Below are 20075 nucleotides of genomic sequence, written 5' to 3'. Positions count from 1 at the left end.
AAAAGCTCCTCCTTGACATGTAGTCGTTAAGAGGAGCTTTCTTTTTGTCTCTTATCGAAGGGGTACGTAAAAGAGTACCTATTTTCGTCGGGGTTCGTATTGCTTTACCAGACGCTTTCGATTGTTCTCTTTCATGGCTGAAATCAATATTCAACGCAAAAAAGCCAGACCTAGCCCGTGGCTGCTGATCCTGCTTTTGCTGGTTGTGCTAGGCATAGTAGGGTATTTTCTGTTTCGCTCCGGTTCTGAAACCGAACAGCCAGTTCCTCCCGCTACTGGCAATAGTGCGCCGGCGACCACGGCCACTAGCTCACCTTCCGATGGACCAACGCTGCCCGCCGACGAAGCAGTGGCCTCGATGGCGGCGCAAGAGCCAGCCGCTACTCCCGACGACCTTGCCTCGTTTGCTATCACCCAAACGACGCAGCCGGATTATGGACATCGTGGTTTGCGAATGCTCAGCGGAATCCTGATAGATCTCGCCGACAGAGAAGATCTGCGCGATAATGCCGTGAGCGAAAAACGGGACAACCTAACGAGTGCTACTAGCCGGCTGGAGGAGGAAAATAGCAGTTTGCGGCCCGGCTGCGTAGCCGCAGCCGCCGTTATGCAGGCCATGCAACAAAAAGCTTATCCGAACCTGGAGCGCTCCGTAGCTGAGCTTAACGAGCAGGCGTTGCAGCTTTCAGGCCGCACGACTACTGCTGACCTAGAGTCGCTACGCAACTTTTTCACGCGTGCTGCCGAAATAGCTAAAGTACTGAGCCAACCTTCTGCCTAGCGCAAAGCGCTTGTTGCTGTTGCGATAGGGTGCCATCTAGCAGGGCACCTTTTTTCATGTCTTACCCTAGCCTGCCTGTTACCTATGGAACCTACTCCGACTATCCCTTCGGCCGAAGGCATGCACCTGCGGCGCCTACGCGACCTTTCTGACTTTGAAGTAGCCGATGGCAGCCCCGATGTGCGTGGCTGGAGCGTACGCGGCGGCGACGGCAAAAAGTTCGGTGAAGTCTACGAACTGATTGTGGAAGAAGACGCATTGAAAGTACGTTACCTGGATATTGAGCTAGATGTTGCACTGAATGTTAACGACCGTGACCGGCATATTTTATTGCCTATCGGGGTGGCAGCTTTGGATGAAGAAGGTGATAACATATTTGTGCCGTCGCTCACGAGCGAGTCCGTGCTGGATTATCCACCCTATATCGAAATTCAAATCACTCGTGAGTACGAAGAAGCCATGCTGAAGTCACTCAACCTGCTGTTGCCACCGCATCAGGGTAACCAGTTTTACGAGCAGAACCCTTATGATGAGCGACGTTTCTACCAAAAGCGGCGCACAACTACTACCAATAGCTTTCAGCGGCGTACGCTGTCATAAATCAAAATAGCAGAACGCTTCGAATACCTAGGTTGTATTCGCTTGGCAAATAGTTGTTATTTGAAGATAGGGGCGGGCTTGAATTATTCAGATAATTCAAGCCCGCCCCTATTTATTGCTACATACTGCAGCTTGATTCAGTCTCTTCTTTGCCGGATGTGCCAAGCTACTCTACGGCTCTGCCTTCGTCGGCAGCGTCAGGCTTGCTGCGTTATGAGATAAATAATTAGTTAGAAGCAAGAGGCTAGGTATTGATAATCAGGTAAAAAGCTAGAACAACTATTTATAGCATGAGCAAAGATCGAATGCTTCCGTGGCATAATAGTTGAACTTATCAATGAATATTAATAACTTCATATCTATAAATAGACTTATAAAATCTTTTGGCGCTGATCTCATATATAGCGCAGAAAGCCTAAGGGCTCATAAAGAGGAGTTTACGTCTGTTGATGGTCCTATACTACGCATACACCTGCATTCCTAAACAAATACACACCAAGAACAATGGACATATCTACTACTGATTATCATAGGATTCGTGGAGAGGAAAACTATTTATTTGTCCAGCAGCTATTTGAGCAAGTAGTTGTTGAGAATAGCGACCGAATAGCAGTCGTGTGCGGGAAAGCTAGCATCACGTATGCGCAGCTAGATGCTGCTGCCACCAAGCTCAGCCAGGCTATTCTATACCATGATGCTGAGGCAGAGATTATTGGGGTGAGTAGCGCCCGAAGCCTGGAGATGGTCATCGGGATAATAGCCATTCTGAAAGCGGGCAAGGCATACCTGCCAATTGACCCGGGCTATCCAAAGCAGCGCCTTCAGCAGATCATAGCCAACTCTAAACTAACTACTTGCCTGGTTACAGGCAGCAGTGAGCTAGCTTTAAAAGAGATAGGCCTGGAAGTTATCCGGACGGACAAGGAGTATAATTTCCCGCAACAGATTGTCAGGAAGAGAAGCCAGACGGCTTATATCCTGTACACGTCTGGGTCGACTGGTACGCCGAAGGGCGTGTGCATGGGTCACAGTCCGCTTATCAACTTATTGCAGTGGCAGAACAACGATTCAAAGGCGCGGGTAGGCAGCCGAACCTTACAGTTTGCGCCCATCAGCTTTGATGTATCCTTCCAGGAAATATTTGCCACCCTCAGCACGGGTGGAACCTTGCTGCTCATTGACGAAGAGCTGCGGCTGGACCTAGATCGGCTGCTGCGTTTTATAGAGGAAGAATCGGTTAACCGAATTTTCCTGCCGTTTGTGGCCCTGCAATATCTGGCCGAAGCTGCCGTAAATGCCCAGCGTTTTCCGGCCTGCCTGGAAGAAGTAATGACGGCCGGCGAACAGCTGAAAATCACGCCGCAGCTGGTGGAGCTTTTTTCAGCGCTACCGCACTGCATCTTATACAATCAGTATGGGCCAACCGAGTGCCACGTCGTAACGCAGCTAAAGCTAGCCGGCGACGCTACAAAATGGCCGCTGCTGCCCACGATTGGTGCCGCCATCGACAATACCGCGCTGTTTATCGTTGATGAGAAGCTGAACGAGCTACCTAACGGCGAAGTCGGCGAAGTTTGCATTAGTGGCACTTGCCTGGCGGAAGGGTATCTGCACCAGCCGGAGCTAACCAGCGAGAAGTTCTGCTATTGGAGCAATGCCCAGGGTGAGCTGATCCGCATCTATCGGACCGGCGACCTAGGTCGCTACCTGCCCGACGGCACTATTGAGTTCCTCGGGCGGAAGGATGATCAGGTGAAGATACGAGGCTATCGGATCGAGCTGGCTGAGATTGAAGTAGCTATCAATGCAATTGCGGGCATCAAGCAGGCCGTGGTAGTGGCGCGAGAAGCGGCAGGCGGCCAGAAGCAGCTGGTAGCCTACCTTATTTCCTCAACGGAGCAGAAAGATACGCGTGCTGTTCGCAGTGAGCTTGAAGCTAGGCTCCCGGATTACATGATGCCATCTGCCTTTGTGTGGATGGACGATTTTCCGAAAACCACCAGTGGAAAAGTTGATAAGAAATTACTGCCAAAGCCGGAAATAAAAAGACCAGAGCTTGCTACTTTATACCGTAAGCCAGTCACTGCCATCGAGAAAAACGTTGCCGAAGTTCTAGCCAGACTTCTGGAAATCGATAAGGTTGGGTTAGATGATAACTTCTTTGAGCTAGGTGGTAACTCATTGCTGGCGCAGCGAACAGTTGCCGCTTTGAAGCAGCAATACCAGTATAGTCTGCCGGTTACGAAGCTGTACCAATTCCCTACAATTGCGGAAATCGCGACGTATTTAGCGCAGCAGTCGGGAGGGAAAGCAAAGCCGCAACTCGAAAAGGTAAGGCAAGCTAGCAGCCAAGGAGATGTGGCCGTGATTAGCATGGCAGGCCGCTTTCCGGGCGCGAATTCGATTGAGAAGCTCTGGGAAGTTCTAAAGCAAGGAAAAGAAACTACCAGCTTTTTTACGGCCGCCGAGCTGGATTCCACATTACCCAGCCACCTGACGAGCGACCCGCTTTATGTGAAAGCGCGCGGTGTTATTGAGCTTGCTGACCAATTCGACGCCGGCTTTTTCGGGTTGAACCCAAAGCTGGCGGAGGCAATGGACCCGCAGCAGCGCGTCTTTCTAGAAATTGCCTGGGAAGCGCTGGAGCAAACCGGCTACCTGCCTGCCCGCTACGACGGCCGCATTGGGGTGTTTGCGGGGTGCGGCAACAATAGCTACTACTGGCACAATGTGGCTGGCAACCAGCAAGTAATTGACCAGCTAGGTAGCTTTCAGGTGATGACCGCCAACGAGAAGGACTACATTGCTTCCCGCACGGCGTACACGCTGAACCTGAAAGGGCCGGCCGTGAGTGTTTACTCGGCGTGCTCCACTTCCTTACTGGCAATTGCGCAGGCAGTTCAGAGCATCCGCAACGGCCAATGCGAGCTAGCTTTGGCGGGCGGCGCCAGCATCACAGCGCCAATGCGCAGCGGCCACCTGTATCAGGAAGGGGCCATGCTAAGCCGCGACGGGCACTGCCGCTCGTTTGATGCGGAGGCGCAAGGAACGGTTTTCAGCGACGGCGCAGGCGTGGTTCTGCTGAAAAGCCTCGAAGCCGCCAAGCGCGATGGTGATGTCATTTACGCGGTTATCAAAGGCATAGGGGTAAATAACGACGGAAGCAACAAAGGCAGCTTCACGGCGCCCAATGCCGAGGGCCAGGCTGGCGCAATTGCCATGGCAATTGCCGACGCTCAGGTGGAGGCCTCTTCCATCAGCTACGTGGAAGCGCACGGCACTGCCACTCCACTCGGCGATCCTATTGAAATTGAAGGATTGACGATGGCCTTTGGGGAACAAGCTGCCACGCAGTTTTGCGCCCTAGGTTCCATCAAAAGCAATATGGGCCACCTGACGGCTGCCGCGGGTGTCGCCGGCCTGATCAAGACGGTGCTGGCGCTCTACCACAAGCAGCTGCCGCCTTCTTTGGGTTTTACGAAGCCCAATCCGGCCATTGACTTTGCTAACAGCCCGTTCTTCGTTAATTCCAAGCTCAGCGCATGGCAGACGAACGAGGTACGGCGCGCCGGGGTGAGTTCTTTTGGTGTTGGCGGCACGAATGTGCACGTGGTATTGGAAGAAGCTAAATATGAAGAAGTTACAACAAGCCCCAGCCGCCCTCTACAACTACTTACCTGGTCGGCAAAATCGGCGAAAAGCCGTGAAGCCTATGGCAAGCTATTAGCCAATCATCTTCAGCACGATGCGGCGACAGAGCCGGCAGATGTAGCTTTTACGCTGCATACCACCCGTGCAGAATTCAACCACCGACGCTTTATAGTCGAGGCTACAACTACAGAGTTAGCAGCTGAGCTTCTGGCAGATAATGTGCCAGCCGCTGAGGTGAACAGCCTCAAAGTCAGGCCAGAAGAAACCGTGTTCTTATTTCCGGGCCAAGGTTCGCAATATCTGAACATGGGCCGCACGCTGTACGAGAACGAAGCAGTTTATCGCCAAGCTATCGATGAGTGCGCGGAGCTGCTGCTGGCCCACCTAGGTACAGATATACGACAAATTATCTACCCCGAAACTAGCAATTCCGAAGCCGAAGAGCGGCTGAAAAACACGCGCTATACTCAACCCGCGCTCTTTATTACGGAGTATGCGCTGGCGAAGCTGTGGATGAGTTGGGGAATTACACCGTCAATTTTCTGCGGGCACAGCATCGGGGAGTTTGTAGCTGCTCATCTGGCAGGCGTTTTCACGTTGGCCGACGCACTATTACTCATTGCAACCCGCGGGAAAATGGTGAGTGAGCTACCCCGCGGCAGCATGTTGTCGGTGCGCCAGGAAGCGGAGGCCATTATGGCGTTCATGCCGGCCAGTCTGTCGGTTGCTGCCATCAACAGCGCTAAGCTGTGTGTGGTAGCCGGGCGCGATGAAGATGTTGCCACCTTCGCCAGAACCCTGGACGGTAAAGAAATTCCTAACCGGGTTCTTGCAACCAGCCACGCCTTCCACTCGGCCATGATGGACCCGATTGTGGACGACTTCCAGCGCGTAGTGGAAAGCATTCCGTTGCATCGGCCGCAAAAGCCAATCGTTTCCACCGTCAGCGGTACTTGGCTCACAGAAGCGCAGGCCATTGATCCTGGCTATTGGGCCACGCACCTGCGGGCCACCGTACGGTTCGCCGATGCGCTGGAAACCATCCTGGAGCAGGACGCACCATTGCTGCTGGAAGTAGGACCTGGTACTGTGACCTCAACACTGGCGCGTCAGCAAGCGGGGCCTAGGCCGTTGACAGTGCTAGCCTGCTTGGCTGCTCCGAAAGGAACACAGTCAGAATATCATTCTCTACTTAGGACCCTGGGTCAGCTGTGGCTGAATGGGCTAGAGCCAGATTGGCAAGCCTTCTACGCCGATCAGACCAGAAAGAAAGTACCCCTGCCGACCTACGCTTTTGACCGCAAGCGCTGCTGGATTGACCCCATATCTAAGGTCGCTACGCTGCCAACTACTACCGCCGAACTACCTGCTCAACAAACGGAACCTATTACAGAAACACACCTGCCAACAGCCATGCGAAAAGGTAATTTATTAACTAAAGTTAAAGCAATACTGGAGGATGCCTCTGGTATTGAGATGGATGACGTGACGCCGGATATGAGCTTCCTCGAAATCGGGCTCGATTCATTATTGCTAACGCAGGTCACCCTGACGCTGAAGAAGGAGTTCGGTCTGCCACTTACCTTCCGTCAATTAAATGAGGAATACGCCACGCTCGATCTGCTCACTTCTTACCTAGATGCTAAGCTGCCCGCAGAGGCATATCAGCCGGTATCTGTCGCACAGCCCATTGCACAGCCCGCTGCGCACGCCGTCGCGCAGCCTGTAGCTACGCAGCCCGTTGTTGAACAGGCTGTTTCACAAGTGTTTGTTCAGGCCGCGCCGGTTATGATGCCGCAAGCTGTTGCAGTAGCGGCGGCGGGCGGTGATTCACCGCTGGGGCTCATCGCACAGCAACTGCACATCTTATCGAAGCAAGTAGCCCTGCTGCAAGGTGTGCCTCAGGTAATTACGCCCGTAAGCAACGTGCCCGTTGCGTCGGTAAATAACGTGCCTGCTGTGCCAATTGCTCCAGTACCTAGCATCAGCACCAAGCCAACTCCGGCGCCAACGGTCGATCTGACCCCAGAGGAAGCTGTTGAAATTAAGAAGCCGTTCGGAGCGGCGGCTCGCATCGAGCGGCAAGCCACCGAGTTGAGTGGCGCCCAGCAGAATTTCCTACAGCAGCTCACGTACCGTTATAACCAAAAAACGGCTAGCAGCAAAGCCTACGCTCAGCAGCATCGGTCCCACATGGCAGATCCTAGGGTGGTAAGTGGCTTTAAGCCGCTTACCAAGGAGATTGTCTACCCGATTGTCGTGAATCGGTCGAAAGGCAGCCGCTTGTGGGATGTGGACGGCAACGAATACATCGACGTGCTGAGTGGTTTTGGCTCGAACATGCTAGGTTATCAGCCGGATCTTATCAAAAATGCACTAAACGAGCAGATTGAGAAAGGCTTCGAAGTTGGCCCGCAACACGAGCTAGCTGGTGAAGTAAGCCAGCTAATTTGTTCCTTCACGGGGCTGGACCGCGCCGCTTTGTGCAACACGGGCTCAGAAGCCGTGCTAGGTGCCATGCGCATCGCGCGTACCGTAACGGGCCGCTCGTTAATCGTGGCTTTCTCTGGTTCTTACCACGGTATCAACGATGAGGTGCTGATTCGGGGAACCAAGAAGCTGAAGTCGTTCCCGGCGGCGCCTGGGATCATGCCGGAGGCCGTGCAGAACATGCTGATTCTGGATTACGGCACGGAAGAAAGCTTGCGTATCATTAGCGAGCGAGCATCAGAGCTAGCTGCTGTGATGGTAGAACCCGTGCAAAGCCGACGCCCAGAGTTTCGCCCTATAGCCTTTCTGAAGCAACTCCGCGCCATTACCGAAGCTTCCGGAACAGCCCTGATTTTCGACGAAGTAATTACTGGTTTTCGGATGCACCCCGGCGGCGCACAAGCGCTGTTTGGCGTCAAGGCGGACCTAGCTACCTACGGTAAAGTAATTGGCGGCGGGCTTTCGATCGGAGCTATTGCCGGGAAAAAGGAGTTTATGGATGCCCTGGATGGTGGCTTTTGGCAGTACGGCGATGCCTCAGTGCCCGAAGCGGGGGTTACGTACTTCGCCGGTACTTTCGTGCGGCACCCCTTGGCCCTGGCTGCCGCCAAAGCCTCGCTGACTTACATGAAAGAGCGCGGCCCGGCTTTGCAGCGCAGCCTCACGGCGAAAGCGGAGCGGCTGGCCGAAACACTGAACAACGAATTTGAGCGTCAACAGATGCCCTTCTTTGTTGCGCAATTTGGCTCGCTCTGGAAGATTAAGTTCAAGGAGGAAATTTCCTACAGTGAATTGCTATTCACGCTGATGCGCGAAAAAGGTATTCACGTTTGGGATGGTTTCCCTTGCTTTATGACCGAAGCGCACACCGAGAAAGAAATTGACTTAATCATCAATCTATTCTTCGAAAGCGTTAATCAGTTGATTGCCGTAGGGTTCTTCAAAGGCAATGCCCTGCCCACAACCGCCGAAAGCCTGAAGGATGTGATGCTGTCTGCGGCATCGAATCAGCCGCCCATCTCCGGGGCGAAGCTAGGTCGGGACAAGGAAGGAAATCCTGCTTGGTTTATTTCGGATCCGGATCAGCCGGGCCGTTATCTACAAATAAAACTGTAGTGGACCATGCTGGTAAAAGAATTCGAAAACCTGAACCTGGCGGCTGTTGAGTTTGATCCGTTTGTGGGGCCCGAGATTATGTGCGTGGCGCCCTCAACCGAGTCGCAACAGGAAATATGGACCGCCTGCTTATTCGGTGGCGATGATGCCAACCGTGCTTATAATGAGTCAGTTTCGCTGCGACTAAAAGGAAGGCTAGATAAGGCTGCGCTGGAAAAAGCCCTGCAAGCCTTGGTGCAGCGCCATGAGGCATTGCACTCAGCTTTTGGGGCCAACGGAAGAGAAATCTGCATTTTCAAAGACGCAGCGGCTGACTATATCTACCAGGATATAGCAGAGAAATCGGCCGAGGAAAAAGACAAATTCATCGCGAAGTATGCGCAGCAAAATGCCTTACTGCCCTTCAATTTACTGTATGGCCCACTGTTCAGAGCTAGCTTGATAAAGCTAGCCGAACAGGAGCATCATCTTACGCTCACAGCGCATCACATTGTTTGTGATGGTTGGTCGCTGGGAATTATGATGCAGGACCTAGGTAAGCTCTACTCTACTTACGCACAGGACGTTTTTCTGGATTTACCCGACGTATTTCCTTTCAGCCAATTCGCCGCCGAGCAACTCAAGTTTGCTAAAAGCGAAGAGTATCGGACGATTGAGAAGTTCTGGGTTAATCAGTACAAGGAAAGCACGCCAGTCGTAACACTGCCCACCGACTTTCCTCGGCCTGCGCTGCGTACGTTCAAAAGCAACCGCTTCGATTATCCATTGAAGTCGGGCTTAGTGCCGGCCGTGAAAAAGATGGGTCTGAAAGCGGGTTGCAGCTTTGTAACCACGTTGCTCACCGGCTTCGACGTGCTGCTGCACCGGCTCACCGGCCAGGATGATATTGTGATAGGGCTACCTACGGCTGGCCAACCGGCCACAGGAAATCATTGGCTGGTAGGCCATTGCGTAAACCTTTTGCCTCTGCGTAGTAACCTGAAGCCGGACCTTAGCTTCGTTGACTTTCTAAAACAGCGCAAAACGGCGGTGTTCGATGCCTATGAGCACCAGCAACTAACGTTCGGCAGCCTGCTGAAGAAGCTAAACGTTCCCAGGGATGCTTCGCGTATTCCGATGGTGCCTGTGGTGTTCAACGTGGACATGGGCCTAGCAGATGGCGTAGAGTTTCACGGGCTTACGTACGAGCTGATCAGCAACCCGCGCGAGTATGAAAGCTTTGAGGTGTTTCTGAATGCCAGCGGCTCGGAGAAAGCAGTCGTGCTGGAATGCTCTTACAACAGCGCGCTATTTAAGCCCGCCACCATCAAGCGTATGATGATGGAGTTTGAGCAGCTGCTGGAACAAGTAGTGGAGAATCCGGCTATCAAAATCGCGGATATTCAGCTAGGAAGCTACACAGCGCTGCCTGCTGAATATGAGGTTTTGAATGATACGGTGCAGCCGTATCCGGTAAGTAAACCTTTACATCAGCTAATTGCCGAGCAAGCGTATAGTACGCCTCAAAAGACGGCAGTAACGTTTGGCTCCGCTGTTCTTTCTTATCAGGAGCTAAATAAAAAATCGAATCAGCTAGCTGCTTATTTGGTAGCCAATAACGTGCAGTCTGGCGATACAGTGGGCCTACTACTGGAGCGTTCGGCTGAGCTGGTTGTTGCGCTGTTGGCTATTATGAAGTGCGGCGCCGCGTACGTGCCGCTTGATCCGATTTATCCGCAGGATCGGATTAAGTACATGTTGGAAGATTCCGGGGCTAGGTTCCTTTTTGCTTCAGAAAAGCTAGGTGCTACTTCTGCTGCTAGCGGCAAGAAATTATACGCGGAGGAAGCATTTGCGCAGCTAGGAAACTACCCGGATACGGAACAAACGCTGAAGCTGGACAGCAGTAGCCTGCTTTACGTGCTTTACACCTCGGGCTCCACGGGCAAGCCGAAAGGAGTGAAGATTACGCATCGCAACGTCGTTAATTTCCTGTGCAGCATGCAGCAGGAGCCGGGTATTTGTGCAACGGATAAACTGCTGGCTGTCACAACGGTTTCCTTCGATATTGCTGGCTTAGAGCTTTTCCTGCCATTGGTTAGTGGGGCTACCGTCGTGCTGGCGGATGCGGCAACTACGAAAGATGGGAAGCAACTGCTGGAGTTAATTGAAGCGGAAAAAATAACCGTTCTGCAAGCCACACCTGCTACCTGGCGCATGCTTTTGAGCGCTGGCTGGACGAGGAAGCTGCCCTTAAGGGCGCTTTGTGGTGGTGAGGCACTGCCGGCCGACTTAGCCACGCAACTGGTCGCAAAATGCAGCTCCGTCTGGAATGTGTATGGGCCAACCGAAACGACCATCTGGTCTTCGGTGAAGCAGATTTCCAATGCTGATGCAACGATTACGGTTGGCAAACCCATTGCCAATACCCAGTTCTACGTTCTGGATGAATACTTGAAGCCAGTTGAGCCGGGTGCAGTTGGTGAGCTGATTATAGCCGGCGATGGAGTGGCGCAAGGCTATCTGAACCGGCCGGAGCTGACAGCGGAGAAGTTTGTAGCCAATCCGTTTGCCGCGCAGTCTGGTACCACCATGTACCGCACCGGCGACCTAGGTAAGCTGCTCGAAACAGGTGAGATACAATGCCTGGGCCGGGTAGATCAGCAGGTGAAGATACGCGGCTACCGCATCGAGCCGGGCGAAATAGAGCAGGTGCTGATGGCTTTTGCTGATGTGAAGGAAGCCGTGGTGCTAGCCCGTGAGGAACGGCTGGTGGCCTACGTAGTGCCCGCTGTGGCGGTGTCGCTTGAAACTGCTCAGCACCGGATAGCCGATTGGAAAAAGACCCTGGCCAAGCAACTGCCCGCCTACATGGTGCCGAGCGAGGTGGCGATTCTCTCCGCACTGCCCATGACGCTGAATGGCAAGATTGACCGCAAAGCGTTGCTGCAACAGCCTAAAGCAGAGGCTAGCCAGAAGATGGAAACCCAGGTAGCACCGCGCACCGAGACGGAAAAGCTAGTGGCTACTATCTGGCGCGAATACTTGGGCATTGAGCAAGTAAATGTCTTTGATGACTTTTTCGAGCTAGGTGGGCATTCCTTGATTGCGGTGCAGGTGATGAACCGGCTGGAGCAGGAAACGGGCAAGCGGGTGCCGCTTTCTACGTTGTTCAACCACTCGACTGTAGAAAAGATAGCTTCTGTGTTCCAGATAGATACGGAAGTTGCGACGCAGAATTCACTGTGGGATTCATTGGTGCCGATAAAACCCACTGGCACGAAAGTGCCGTTGTATATGGTGCACGGCGCTGGGATGAATGTGCTTCTGTTCAATTCTTTAGCGAAAAGTATGGATGCTGACCAACCCGTGTATGGTTTGCAGGCCAAAGGATTGAACGGCGTAGATAAGCCACTCAGTACGATGGAGGAAATAGCGGCGCACTACGTAGCGGCTATCACGGCTGCAAATCCGGAAGGGCCGTATGCGTTGGCGGGCTATTCGTTTGGCGGAGTCATTGCTTTTGAAATGGCCAAGCAACTGACCGAAGCTGGTAAGCAGGTGAAGCTGCTGGCTATGTTTGATACGTATGCTTATCCGTCGTATTACCCGAATCCGGAAGCAAGCCGGAAGTTGGTAAAGGCGCAGTATTCGCTGAAGAAGGCGTTGTACACCTTTGTGCTTCTGGCCAAGCGCCCGAAACGTACCCTGGCTTATAAACTCGATACCTTGAAGCGCATGTTCCTCAAGCCTTATTGGGCGCTGAAGTACGGCAAGGAGCGGCAGTACGAAATGCTGTCCGGGCATCCGTACGAGCTAGGTGTACAAAATGAGCTGGCCGAAGAAAAATATCGTTTGGCTCCGCAACAGGTGACTATCGATTTATTCCGGGTCTCGACGCCGACCTATTACATGCACGATTTTGAATTTCTTGGTTGGAAGCCTTTTGCGCTAAAAGGAATCAATATCCATGAGGTGCCGGGAGAACACGCCTATATCTTTGATGCGCCGAACGACAAGAATATTGCAGAAGTTTTGCAGCGCCTTTTAGATAAATAAGGTTATTCTGAGTCATAAAAAACTCCCGCTGATAATTGATTAGCGGGAGTTTTTTATGACTCAGAACAACCTAGGTTCTGGCTTTTTCTAAAACCGTGGAAAGTTTTTCAGCAAGCTCAATCGCACCTTGCTCTTTGAAAATAGAGATATGGTCGCCGGTAACCGTGAGAACTTCTAGCTCGCCTGTGACGTGCTGGGACCAGCCACCTTGCGGATCGTTGATCAGGCCTGGCGTCGGAATACTGGACTTGAACAGGACAACCTTGCCCGGATATTCTCTGAGGTTGTATCCTTCTCTCTTCTCGCCGGCGAGCTTTCGCTGAATAAACCGGAATTTGATAGCTGCTTCATCAGCCAAGTATTTTACTGTTTCAGCAAATGTCTTCTTTCGCAGCTCCTCATAATAGATTTCTATTTTCTGCTTGAGGTACGTAGCAGACTTCTTGGAGAGAATGGCATTCGACGGATATGCTTCGAACAAAGCTACAACAGGCACTTCCTCTCCCTGGGATAACAGCGTATGTGCCGCTTCCAAAATGATAGGATAGTAGCCACAGAAGGCACCTAGGTAGTACGGCCCGCGTGGTTGCACTTGCTTCATTTCCCGAATGAAATGCTGTGCCAATTCCCCGATACGCTCAGTAGGCGGCAATTCATCAATGCTTTCGTAAAAAGGTAGTTCAAGACCATAAAAGGGCTGATCCTGACCAATATGCGCCGCCACATGCCGGTAGAGCAGAAAGCCGGGAATGGCAAAGAAGGGAGGCTGGGTGCCTTCCTTTTGCAAGGCTACCAACGGATTTACATCCTTATCTAGGTTTACTGGCTGATCGGCTGGTTTCTCTTCGACGATGCTAACTTCCAAACGAGCCACCACTACTTCTGCCAACTTCGCAACTGTCTGGTACACAAATAAGTCGCGGGGCTGCGCGCTGTAGCCGGCCTGCCGGAGCCGACTAACAATCTGGATGGTGATGATAGAATCACCACCTAGCTCAAAGAAGTTGTCGTGGATGCCAATAGTATCTTTCTTCAGTACTTCCTGCCACATGCGCGCCAGCGTCAGCTCGGCTTCGGTGCGTGCAGGTGCGTATTCCTCAGTCGATAGCTCGCTGGCGTTCGGCGCTGGCAGTGCCTGTTTATTTACTTTGCCATTGGTTGTCAGCGGCAGCGAAGCTAGCTCTACCCAGAGCGTGGGCACCATGTAGTCGGGCAGCTTGCTTCTTAAATCAGCCATTACACGGTCGCGGTCGAAGGTGCCTTCGGCTACTACGTACCCAACCAGCCGCTTGGAACTGCCCTGGTCTGTGCGCACCAGCACGACGGCTTGTTTGACCAGGCCGCTCTGCTGTAGGACCGCTTCAATTTCGCCCAGCTCAATCCGGAAGCCACGGAGCTTTACCTGCTCATCCAGTCGACCTAGGTATTCCAGGTTGCCGTCGGCGCGCCAACGGCCTAGGTCGCCGGTGCGGTACAGGCGCGTATTCTCCGTGGTAGCAAACGGATGAGGCACAAATTTCTCGGCGGTTAGTGCGGGCTGGTTGAGGTAAGCCCGGGCCACGCCGGCGCCGCCTACGTACACCTCGCCGGCCACACCAACTGGTACCAGCTGCCGCCGCTCGTCGAGGACGTAAGCGGTCCGGTTGGGCAGCGGCCGACCAATGGGTAAGGCAACCGACGCGGTCAGGTCGGTGCTGGTGATGGGGTGCGTGAGGGAGAAAGTGGTGTTCTCCGTCGGGCCGTAGCCGTTGATAATGCGCAGCGAAGGGTAACGCTCCTGCAACTGCCGCACGTGCAGCTCCGAGAGTTTTTCGCCGCCCACGAGCACGGTATCTAAACCTGCAAAAACAAGCGGATTGACGTCTACCAGCTGGTTGAACCAGCTAGCCGTAAACCACATCTTGGTGATGCCACGTCCCTGAATTTCTTCTTGCAGCAAGGTGCTGTTGAGCAGACGATCCTCGGCACACAGCACGAGTTGCCCGCCGTTGAGCAACATGCCCCAGTACTCAAATGAGGTAGCATCGAACGAGGGCGAGCCGGTGGATAAGAGGATGTCTTGGTTGGTGAGGCTCACGTAGTTTACGTCTTTCACCAGGCTCACCACATTGCCGTGCTCCACCAGCACCCCTTTGGGCCGGCCGGTGCTGCCCGAGGTGTAAATCACGTAGGCTAGGTTTTGCGCCGTGGCAGCTGCCGGCAGATTCGTCGTGGCTTCTTGCTTAATCGCCTGTGCCGCCTGGCCGCCTACCTCTACCACGGTCAGGGAGGGCGCCGCACCCAGCAAAGCGGCCGTCGTGCTCCGACTGCTCAAGGCTAGCTGCGCGCCCGTGTCCTGGATCATGTACTGCAAACGCTCAGCAGGGTAGCTGGCATCAAGGGGCACGTAGGCGCCGCCTGCTTTCAAAACACCCAGTATGCCAACCAGCAGCTCGATGGAGCGCTCCAGACACAGCGGCACCAGCGTTTCGGCTTGCACGCCTTGCTTGCGCAGGTAATGCGCCAGCTGGTTAGCCCGCGCATTTAGCTCTTTATAGGTAACCTGCTGCTGTTCAAAAGCTAGGGCTACGGCGTGCGGGGCGCTTGCTGCCTGCGCTTCAAACAATGTCACAATGCTCTGCGACGACGCGGGCAGTACTGGCGACGTATTGAATACTTCTAACAGCTCGTGCTCTTCCGCTGGCGTGAGCATGGGCAGCGCAGCAATGCTAAGCTGCGGTTGCTTCACTACCGAATGCAGTAGCTCCGTGAAGTGCCCGACAATGCGAGTAATCGTCGGGGCTTGGTAGAGGTCGGTGCTGTACTCCACGAAGCCCTGCAAACCTAGCTCGTCTTCCGTGAGGGTAAACGTGAAGTCAAACTGCGCGGTGGCGTGCTCGTAGCCTTCCCGCGTAGCCTTCACCGCGCCCAAGTGCAGATCCGGAATGTCTGGCGTGTTCTGCAACACGAACATCACCTGAAACAGCGGACTGCGGCTTAGGTCGCGCTCCTTCACGACCAAGTCTACTACTTTCTCGAAGGGCGCCTGCTGGTACTCGTACGCTTCCAGCGTGGTGGTTTTTACCTGCTGCAACAGCTCGGTGAAGCTAACTTCTCCCCGCACCTGACTACGTAAGGCTAGGGTATTAACGAAGAAGCCAATCAGCCCTTCAATCTCGTGTTGCTGGCGGCCGGCAATGGCGCTGCCCACACAGATATCCTGTTGGCCGCTGTAGCGGTAAAGGAGGCTCTTGAAGGTGGCCAACAGTGTCATAAAGAGCGTGACACCCTGTTGCTGGCTGAGCCCCTGTAGCTTCCCGACAAGCTCCTGGTCCAGGTGAAAAGCGGCGCTGGCGCCCTTGGTACTTTGCACCGCGGGCCGCGGATAATCGGTGGGCAACTGTAGCTGCGCGACGTTGGCTAGCTTTTCCTTCCAATACGCCAGTGGTTTTTCGAGCCGTGAACCTAGGTGCTGCCGTTGCCACAGCGCGAAGTCGGCGTATTGTACTGGTAGGGGCGGTAGCTGCACCGATTGGTTAGCCACATGCGCTTCATAAAGCGTTACTAACTCCCGGAAAAAGATCGATAAAGACCAGCCATCCGATGCAATGTGGTGCATCGTAATTACCAGCAAATGCTCCTCTGGGTCGGCTAGGCCAATCAGGGCGGCGCGCAGCATTGGGTCATGCGCCAGATCGAACGGGGTGCTGATAAACTGCTTCACTTGCAGCTGAACTGCTTCTGGGTCGGCCTGGTACACGCAGCCCTCCAGCCGGGTCAGTTGCCATTCATCGTGCGCGAGTACTTGCTGGTAGGCTAGGCCATTCTGCTCGCGCAGTACGGTTCGGAGCACTTCGTGCCGTTGCAGAATATCAAATAAGGCCGCCGACAAGGCTGCCTGGTTCAGCTTGCCGCGGAGTCGTAGCACAATCGGCACGTGATACTGCACGCTGCCTTCCAACTGATCGATAAACCAAAGCCGCTCCTGGCTGAAGGACAAAGGAGTTCGCTCCGGCCGAGGTTGGGCCACGATGGGCGGTAGCACTAAATCGGTGTTGTGCGCTTGCAAGTATTCCGACAGATCGGCAATCGTCGGGTGAACAAACAAGTCCTTGATAACCAGCTCCACGGCCAGCTGCTTGCGCACCGCCGATACCACCCGCGTCGCCAGCAGCGAGTGGCCACCCAACTCGAAGAAGTTGTCGTAGATGCCGATCTTGTCCATCACCAGCAGCTCCTGCCAGATGGAAGCTAGCTTTTGCTCCAACTCATTGCGTGGCGCCTGGTAGTTGAACTTGTTGATTACCCCACGGTCTTCGCGCTGGGTCAGGAAACGGCGGTCGACTTTGCCGTTGCTAGTCAGCGGCAAGTGCCCTAGGGCAATAAACTCAGCGGGCACCATGTACTCCGGCAGGCGCCGTTGCAGCAAGCCACGAATGTCCTTTTGCAGCAGCGCGCTGATGTCGTTGAACAGGGAAATGTTGGTGGTGTTGGTACTGGCCCGGTAGTCTTTCTCGCTGTAAACCGACTCCACAAAAGCGTGCGAAGGCTCGCGCTCCAGCAGCACGTTCATCTTCAGCGGATCTTCGTCCAGCAACAAGCGGGTATGATAGCCCGCGGCTTGGGCGTCGCTCAAAAACCGGGCAACGGCTACGCTTTCGGCATCCTCGGTGTCCAGCGTCGGCAGGATGTCGCCTAGGGTGTTGTCTGATTTATCCTGCAAAGCTAGGTTGAGCCGCCGCTCGCGCCACAAGCGCGGGTTGGGCACGTCCTTCAGCGCAATGATCGGCTCGCCTTTTTGGAGCTGCTCCCGAACAGCCTGCTGGTCGGGCAGGCTAGCCCAATCTTGCCATTGCGGCTTCAGCACTGCGGCTTCTTCGCCTACGTGCAGAATCACGGTGTAGCGGTAAAGTGTCAACTCGTTGATGTACGCGCCGCGCTTCCACTGTATTTCAACGTGCGTTATTTGCGGGTAAAAGGCCTGAAGTCGGTAGAAGTATTCGGGCGAAAAGCACAGCTCTTCTTCCTTCAACACGTCTTGCTCCACGAGCCACTTAAACTCCCGGATGCTTTCCGTAGCGGGCGCTTTCTGGGCGTGCAGCCGACCTTTAAACAGCTCCAGCAAACGGTTGTCGCGCACGTCACCTAGGATGATGCGGCCTTGGCCGTTCAGCAGCGAAATGCTCTTGGCAATAACTTCGCTCAGGTAATCTTCGCCCGGAAAGTACTGAATGATAGAGTTCAACAGAATCGTGTCGACCTGCTCGCCGGGGCGCAGAGCTAGCTCGTGGGCGGCGCACACCTGTAGCTCCGTTGGGCCGTAGTCGCGTAGGCCCTTGCTGATGTGCTGGGTAATCTGGTTGACGCACGAGCGGGAAAAGTCGGTGCCGATGTACTTCTTGACTTTGCCCGCCAGCTGGTAGTAAATCAGGCCCGTGCCGCAGCCGATTTCCAGCACATTTTCCGGCTTCTCCGAAAAGATGACGCCGACAATGTCGCGCAGCCATTCCGCCATCTGCTCGGCCGGAATAGGCGCGCCGGTGAAGCTGTCGTTCCAGCCGATAATGTTGAACTCCTGATCTACTTCCGCCTCGTCTTCCGTTTTGGCGTACTCGGTTTCGTACAGCTCCTTCCAGGTGGCTACTTGACGGTGGTAAAGCTCTCGTTCTTTGATTTTTACCACTTTCCAATCGGGCACGTAGTAGCTCACGAGGCGCTTCACGGCGTTGGCATCCTGGCGCACCACTACGCAGCTGTTGCTGACGGGCTCCAGCTCATTCAGCGCCGTTTCTACCTCACCTAGCTCGATGCGGTAGCCACGCACCTTCACCTGGTCGTCCTGCCGACCTAGGTATTCCACGTTGCCGTCGGGTAGAAAGCGGGCTAGATCGCCGGTGCGGTACAGGCGCGCCCCGGCTTCTTCGCTAAACGGATCAGGAATAAATTTCTCGGCCGTCAACTCGGGCTGGTTGAGGTAGCCGTGCGCTACGCCGGCGCCGCCCACATACAACTCGCCCATCGTGCCAGCAGGCACGGGCTGCAACTGTTCATCCAACACATACGCCGTGCGGTGGTTCAGCGGCTTACCGATCGGAATGGGCGTCGGCACTTCCTGATCACTAATAGGGTAGGTGAGGGAGAAGGTCGTATTCTCCGTGGGGCCGTAGCCGTTGATGATCGTGAGCGAAGGATGCGCCTGCTTGATCTTCTTGATGTGCGGCTCCGATAGTTTCTCGCCACCCACCAAGATGGTTTCCAGCCCATCGAAAAGGCTGGTATCCGTATCCACCAGTTGGTTGAACCAGCTGGAGGTAAACCACATTTTGCTGACGCCCCGCGTGCGGATTTCTTCTTTTAGTAAGTCGTTGTTGAGCAGCTGATTTTCGGTAGCCAGCACCAGCTGCCCGCCGTTCAGCAACATGCCCCAGTACTCAAACGTGGTGGCGTCGAAGGACGGCGAGCCGGTGGAAAGGAGAATGTCTTCCTCGGTCAGCGTCACATAATCAACGTCTTTTACTAAGCTGGACACATTCCGGTGCTCGACCAAAACTCCCTTCGGCGTGCCCGTGGAGCCCGACGTGTAGATGACGTAAGCTAGGTCTTCGCCCCGGCTCAGCAAACCTAGGTTTTGCACCGGCTGCTCGGCAATCGTCGCGGCGTTAGGGCCATCCACTTCCAGCAACGTAAGCCTAGCGTCGGCAAAGGGCCGCAGCTTGCCCACTGTAGCCTGGCTGGCGAGCACCAGCGCCGCGGCGGTGTCGTGCAGCATGTAGCGCAGGCGCTCCAGCGGATAATCTGGGTCGAGGGGCACGTAAGCGGCGCCTGCCTTGAGAACGGCCAGCACGCTCACAATCAGCCGCGGACTTCGTTCCAGGCAGAGCGGCACCAGCGTGTGCGGCTGCAAGCCGCGCTGGTGCAGGTAGCTGGCTAGCTGGTTGGCGTGCTCATTAAGTTGTTCGTATGTGAGCAGTTCCTGCTGAAAACGCACCGCTACCGCCTGTGGTGTGCGTGCTACTTGCTGCTCAAACAATGCTACTAAGCTCGATGGGGAGGAGGGAGGGTAGAGTTTTGTCGGTAGGTCGCGGGTTTTGGTATTGGTCGGCATGGTCTTGTCAGTATCCTTCCGAAGAAACTTGAGTTTCGACCAGAATTGTACAATTCATTTATTTAATATAAGTAAATATACCTCATCGTAAGTAGAGTTAGTAGTGTACTTAGAAGTTAAGTGAGAAATAATTTTGCTTAAACAGGACAGTGTAAGCATGTACGAAGGCTACCAGTCATATAAAACAGATAAGAACCTGAGCGCCAAAGCAGCTACAAAGTGTAGTCAGTGTGGGTTCTGCCCGGTTTTCGCCCGATCTTGGTGAAGGATTACGTCCACTGCTTGGCTTCTCCAAACGTCGAAGCTTATCTAAAC

5 protein-coding genes are annotated in these 20075 nt (G+C 54.1%); 4 read left to right on the top strand and 1 reads right to left on the bottom strand.

Features of this window, described 5'->3' with window-relative positions; translation table 11 throughout:
* Positions 1-133: 133 nt before the first annotated feature.
* The 4 genes from IEX74_RS14725 (at position 134) to IEX74_RS14710 (ending at position 12676) form a co-directional block, all read left to right on the top strand.
* Positions 134-781, top strand: a complete 648-nt coding sequence (locus IEX74_RS14725; protein ID WP_188814775.1) for a hypothetical protein — start codon at positions 134-136, stop codon at positions 779-781.
* Positions 782-865: 84 nt separating this feature from the next.
* The gene (locus tag IEX74_RS14720) at positions 866-1381 is read left to right on the top strand and encodes a PRC-barrel domain-containing protein (RefSeq protein ID WP_188814774.1); all 516 of its coding nucleotides are present in this window, start codon (positions 866-868) and stop codon (positions 1379-1381) included.
* Positions 1382-1885: 504 nt separating this feature from the next.
* Complete coding sequence (locus tag IEX74_RS14715) at positions 1886-8638, top strand: polyketide synthase (RefSeq protein ID WP_188814773.1); 6753 nt, start codon at positions 1886-1888, stop codon at positions 8636-8638.
* A gap of 6 nt (positions 8639-8644) precedes the next feature.
* Positions 8645-12676, top strand: a complete 4032-nt coding sequence (locus IEX74_RS14710) for a non-ribosomal peptide synthetase (protein ID WP_188814772.1) — start codon at positions 8645-8647, stop codon at positions 12674-12676.
* A 70-nt stretch (positions 12677-12746) separates the two neighbouring features.
* On the opposite strand, the gene IEX74_RS14705 is transcribed toward IEX74_RS14710, so the two are convergent.
* Entirely contained in the window at positions 12747-19760 is a 7014-nt protein-coding gene (locus IEX74_RS14705) for a non-ribosomal peptide synthetase (RefSeq protein ID WP_188814771.1), read from the bottom strand.
* Positions 19761-20075: the final 315 nt, after the last annotated feature.

Source organism: Hymenobacter cavernae, from assembly GCF_014641455.1.
Taxonomy (GTDB): Bacteria; Bacteroidota; Bacteroidia; order Cytophagales; family Hymenobacteraceae; genus Hymenobacter; species Hymenobacter cavernae.
The sequence above is the reverse complement of the archived record's forward strand: the minus strand, read 5'-3'. Positions and strand labels throughout refer to the sequence as shown.

Excerpts from the sequence above, each read along its gene's own strand:
- IEX74_RS14725 (WP_188814775.1), top strand. The coding sequence starts at position 134 with ATGGCTGAAATCAATATTCAACGCAAAAAAGCCAGACCTAGCCCGTGG.
- IEX74_RS14720 (WP_188814774.1), top strand. The coding sequence starts at position 866 with ATGGAACCTACTCCGACTATCCCTTCGGCCGAAGGCATGCACCTGCGG.
- IEX74_RS14715 (WP_188814773.1), top strand. The coding sequence starts at position 1,886 with ATGGACATATCTACTACTGATTATCATAGGATTCGTGGAGAGGAAAAC.
- IEX74_RS14710 (WP_188814772.1), top strand. The coding sequence starts at position 8,645 with ATGCTGGTAAAAGAATTCGAAAACCTGAACCTGGCGGCTGTTGAGTTT.
- IEX74_RS14705 (WP_188814771.1), bottom strand. The coding sequence starts at position 19,760 with ATGCCGACCAATACCAAAACCCGCGACCTACCGACAAAACTCTACCCT.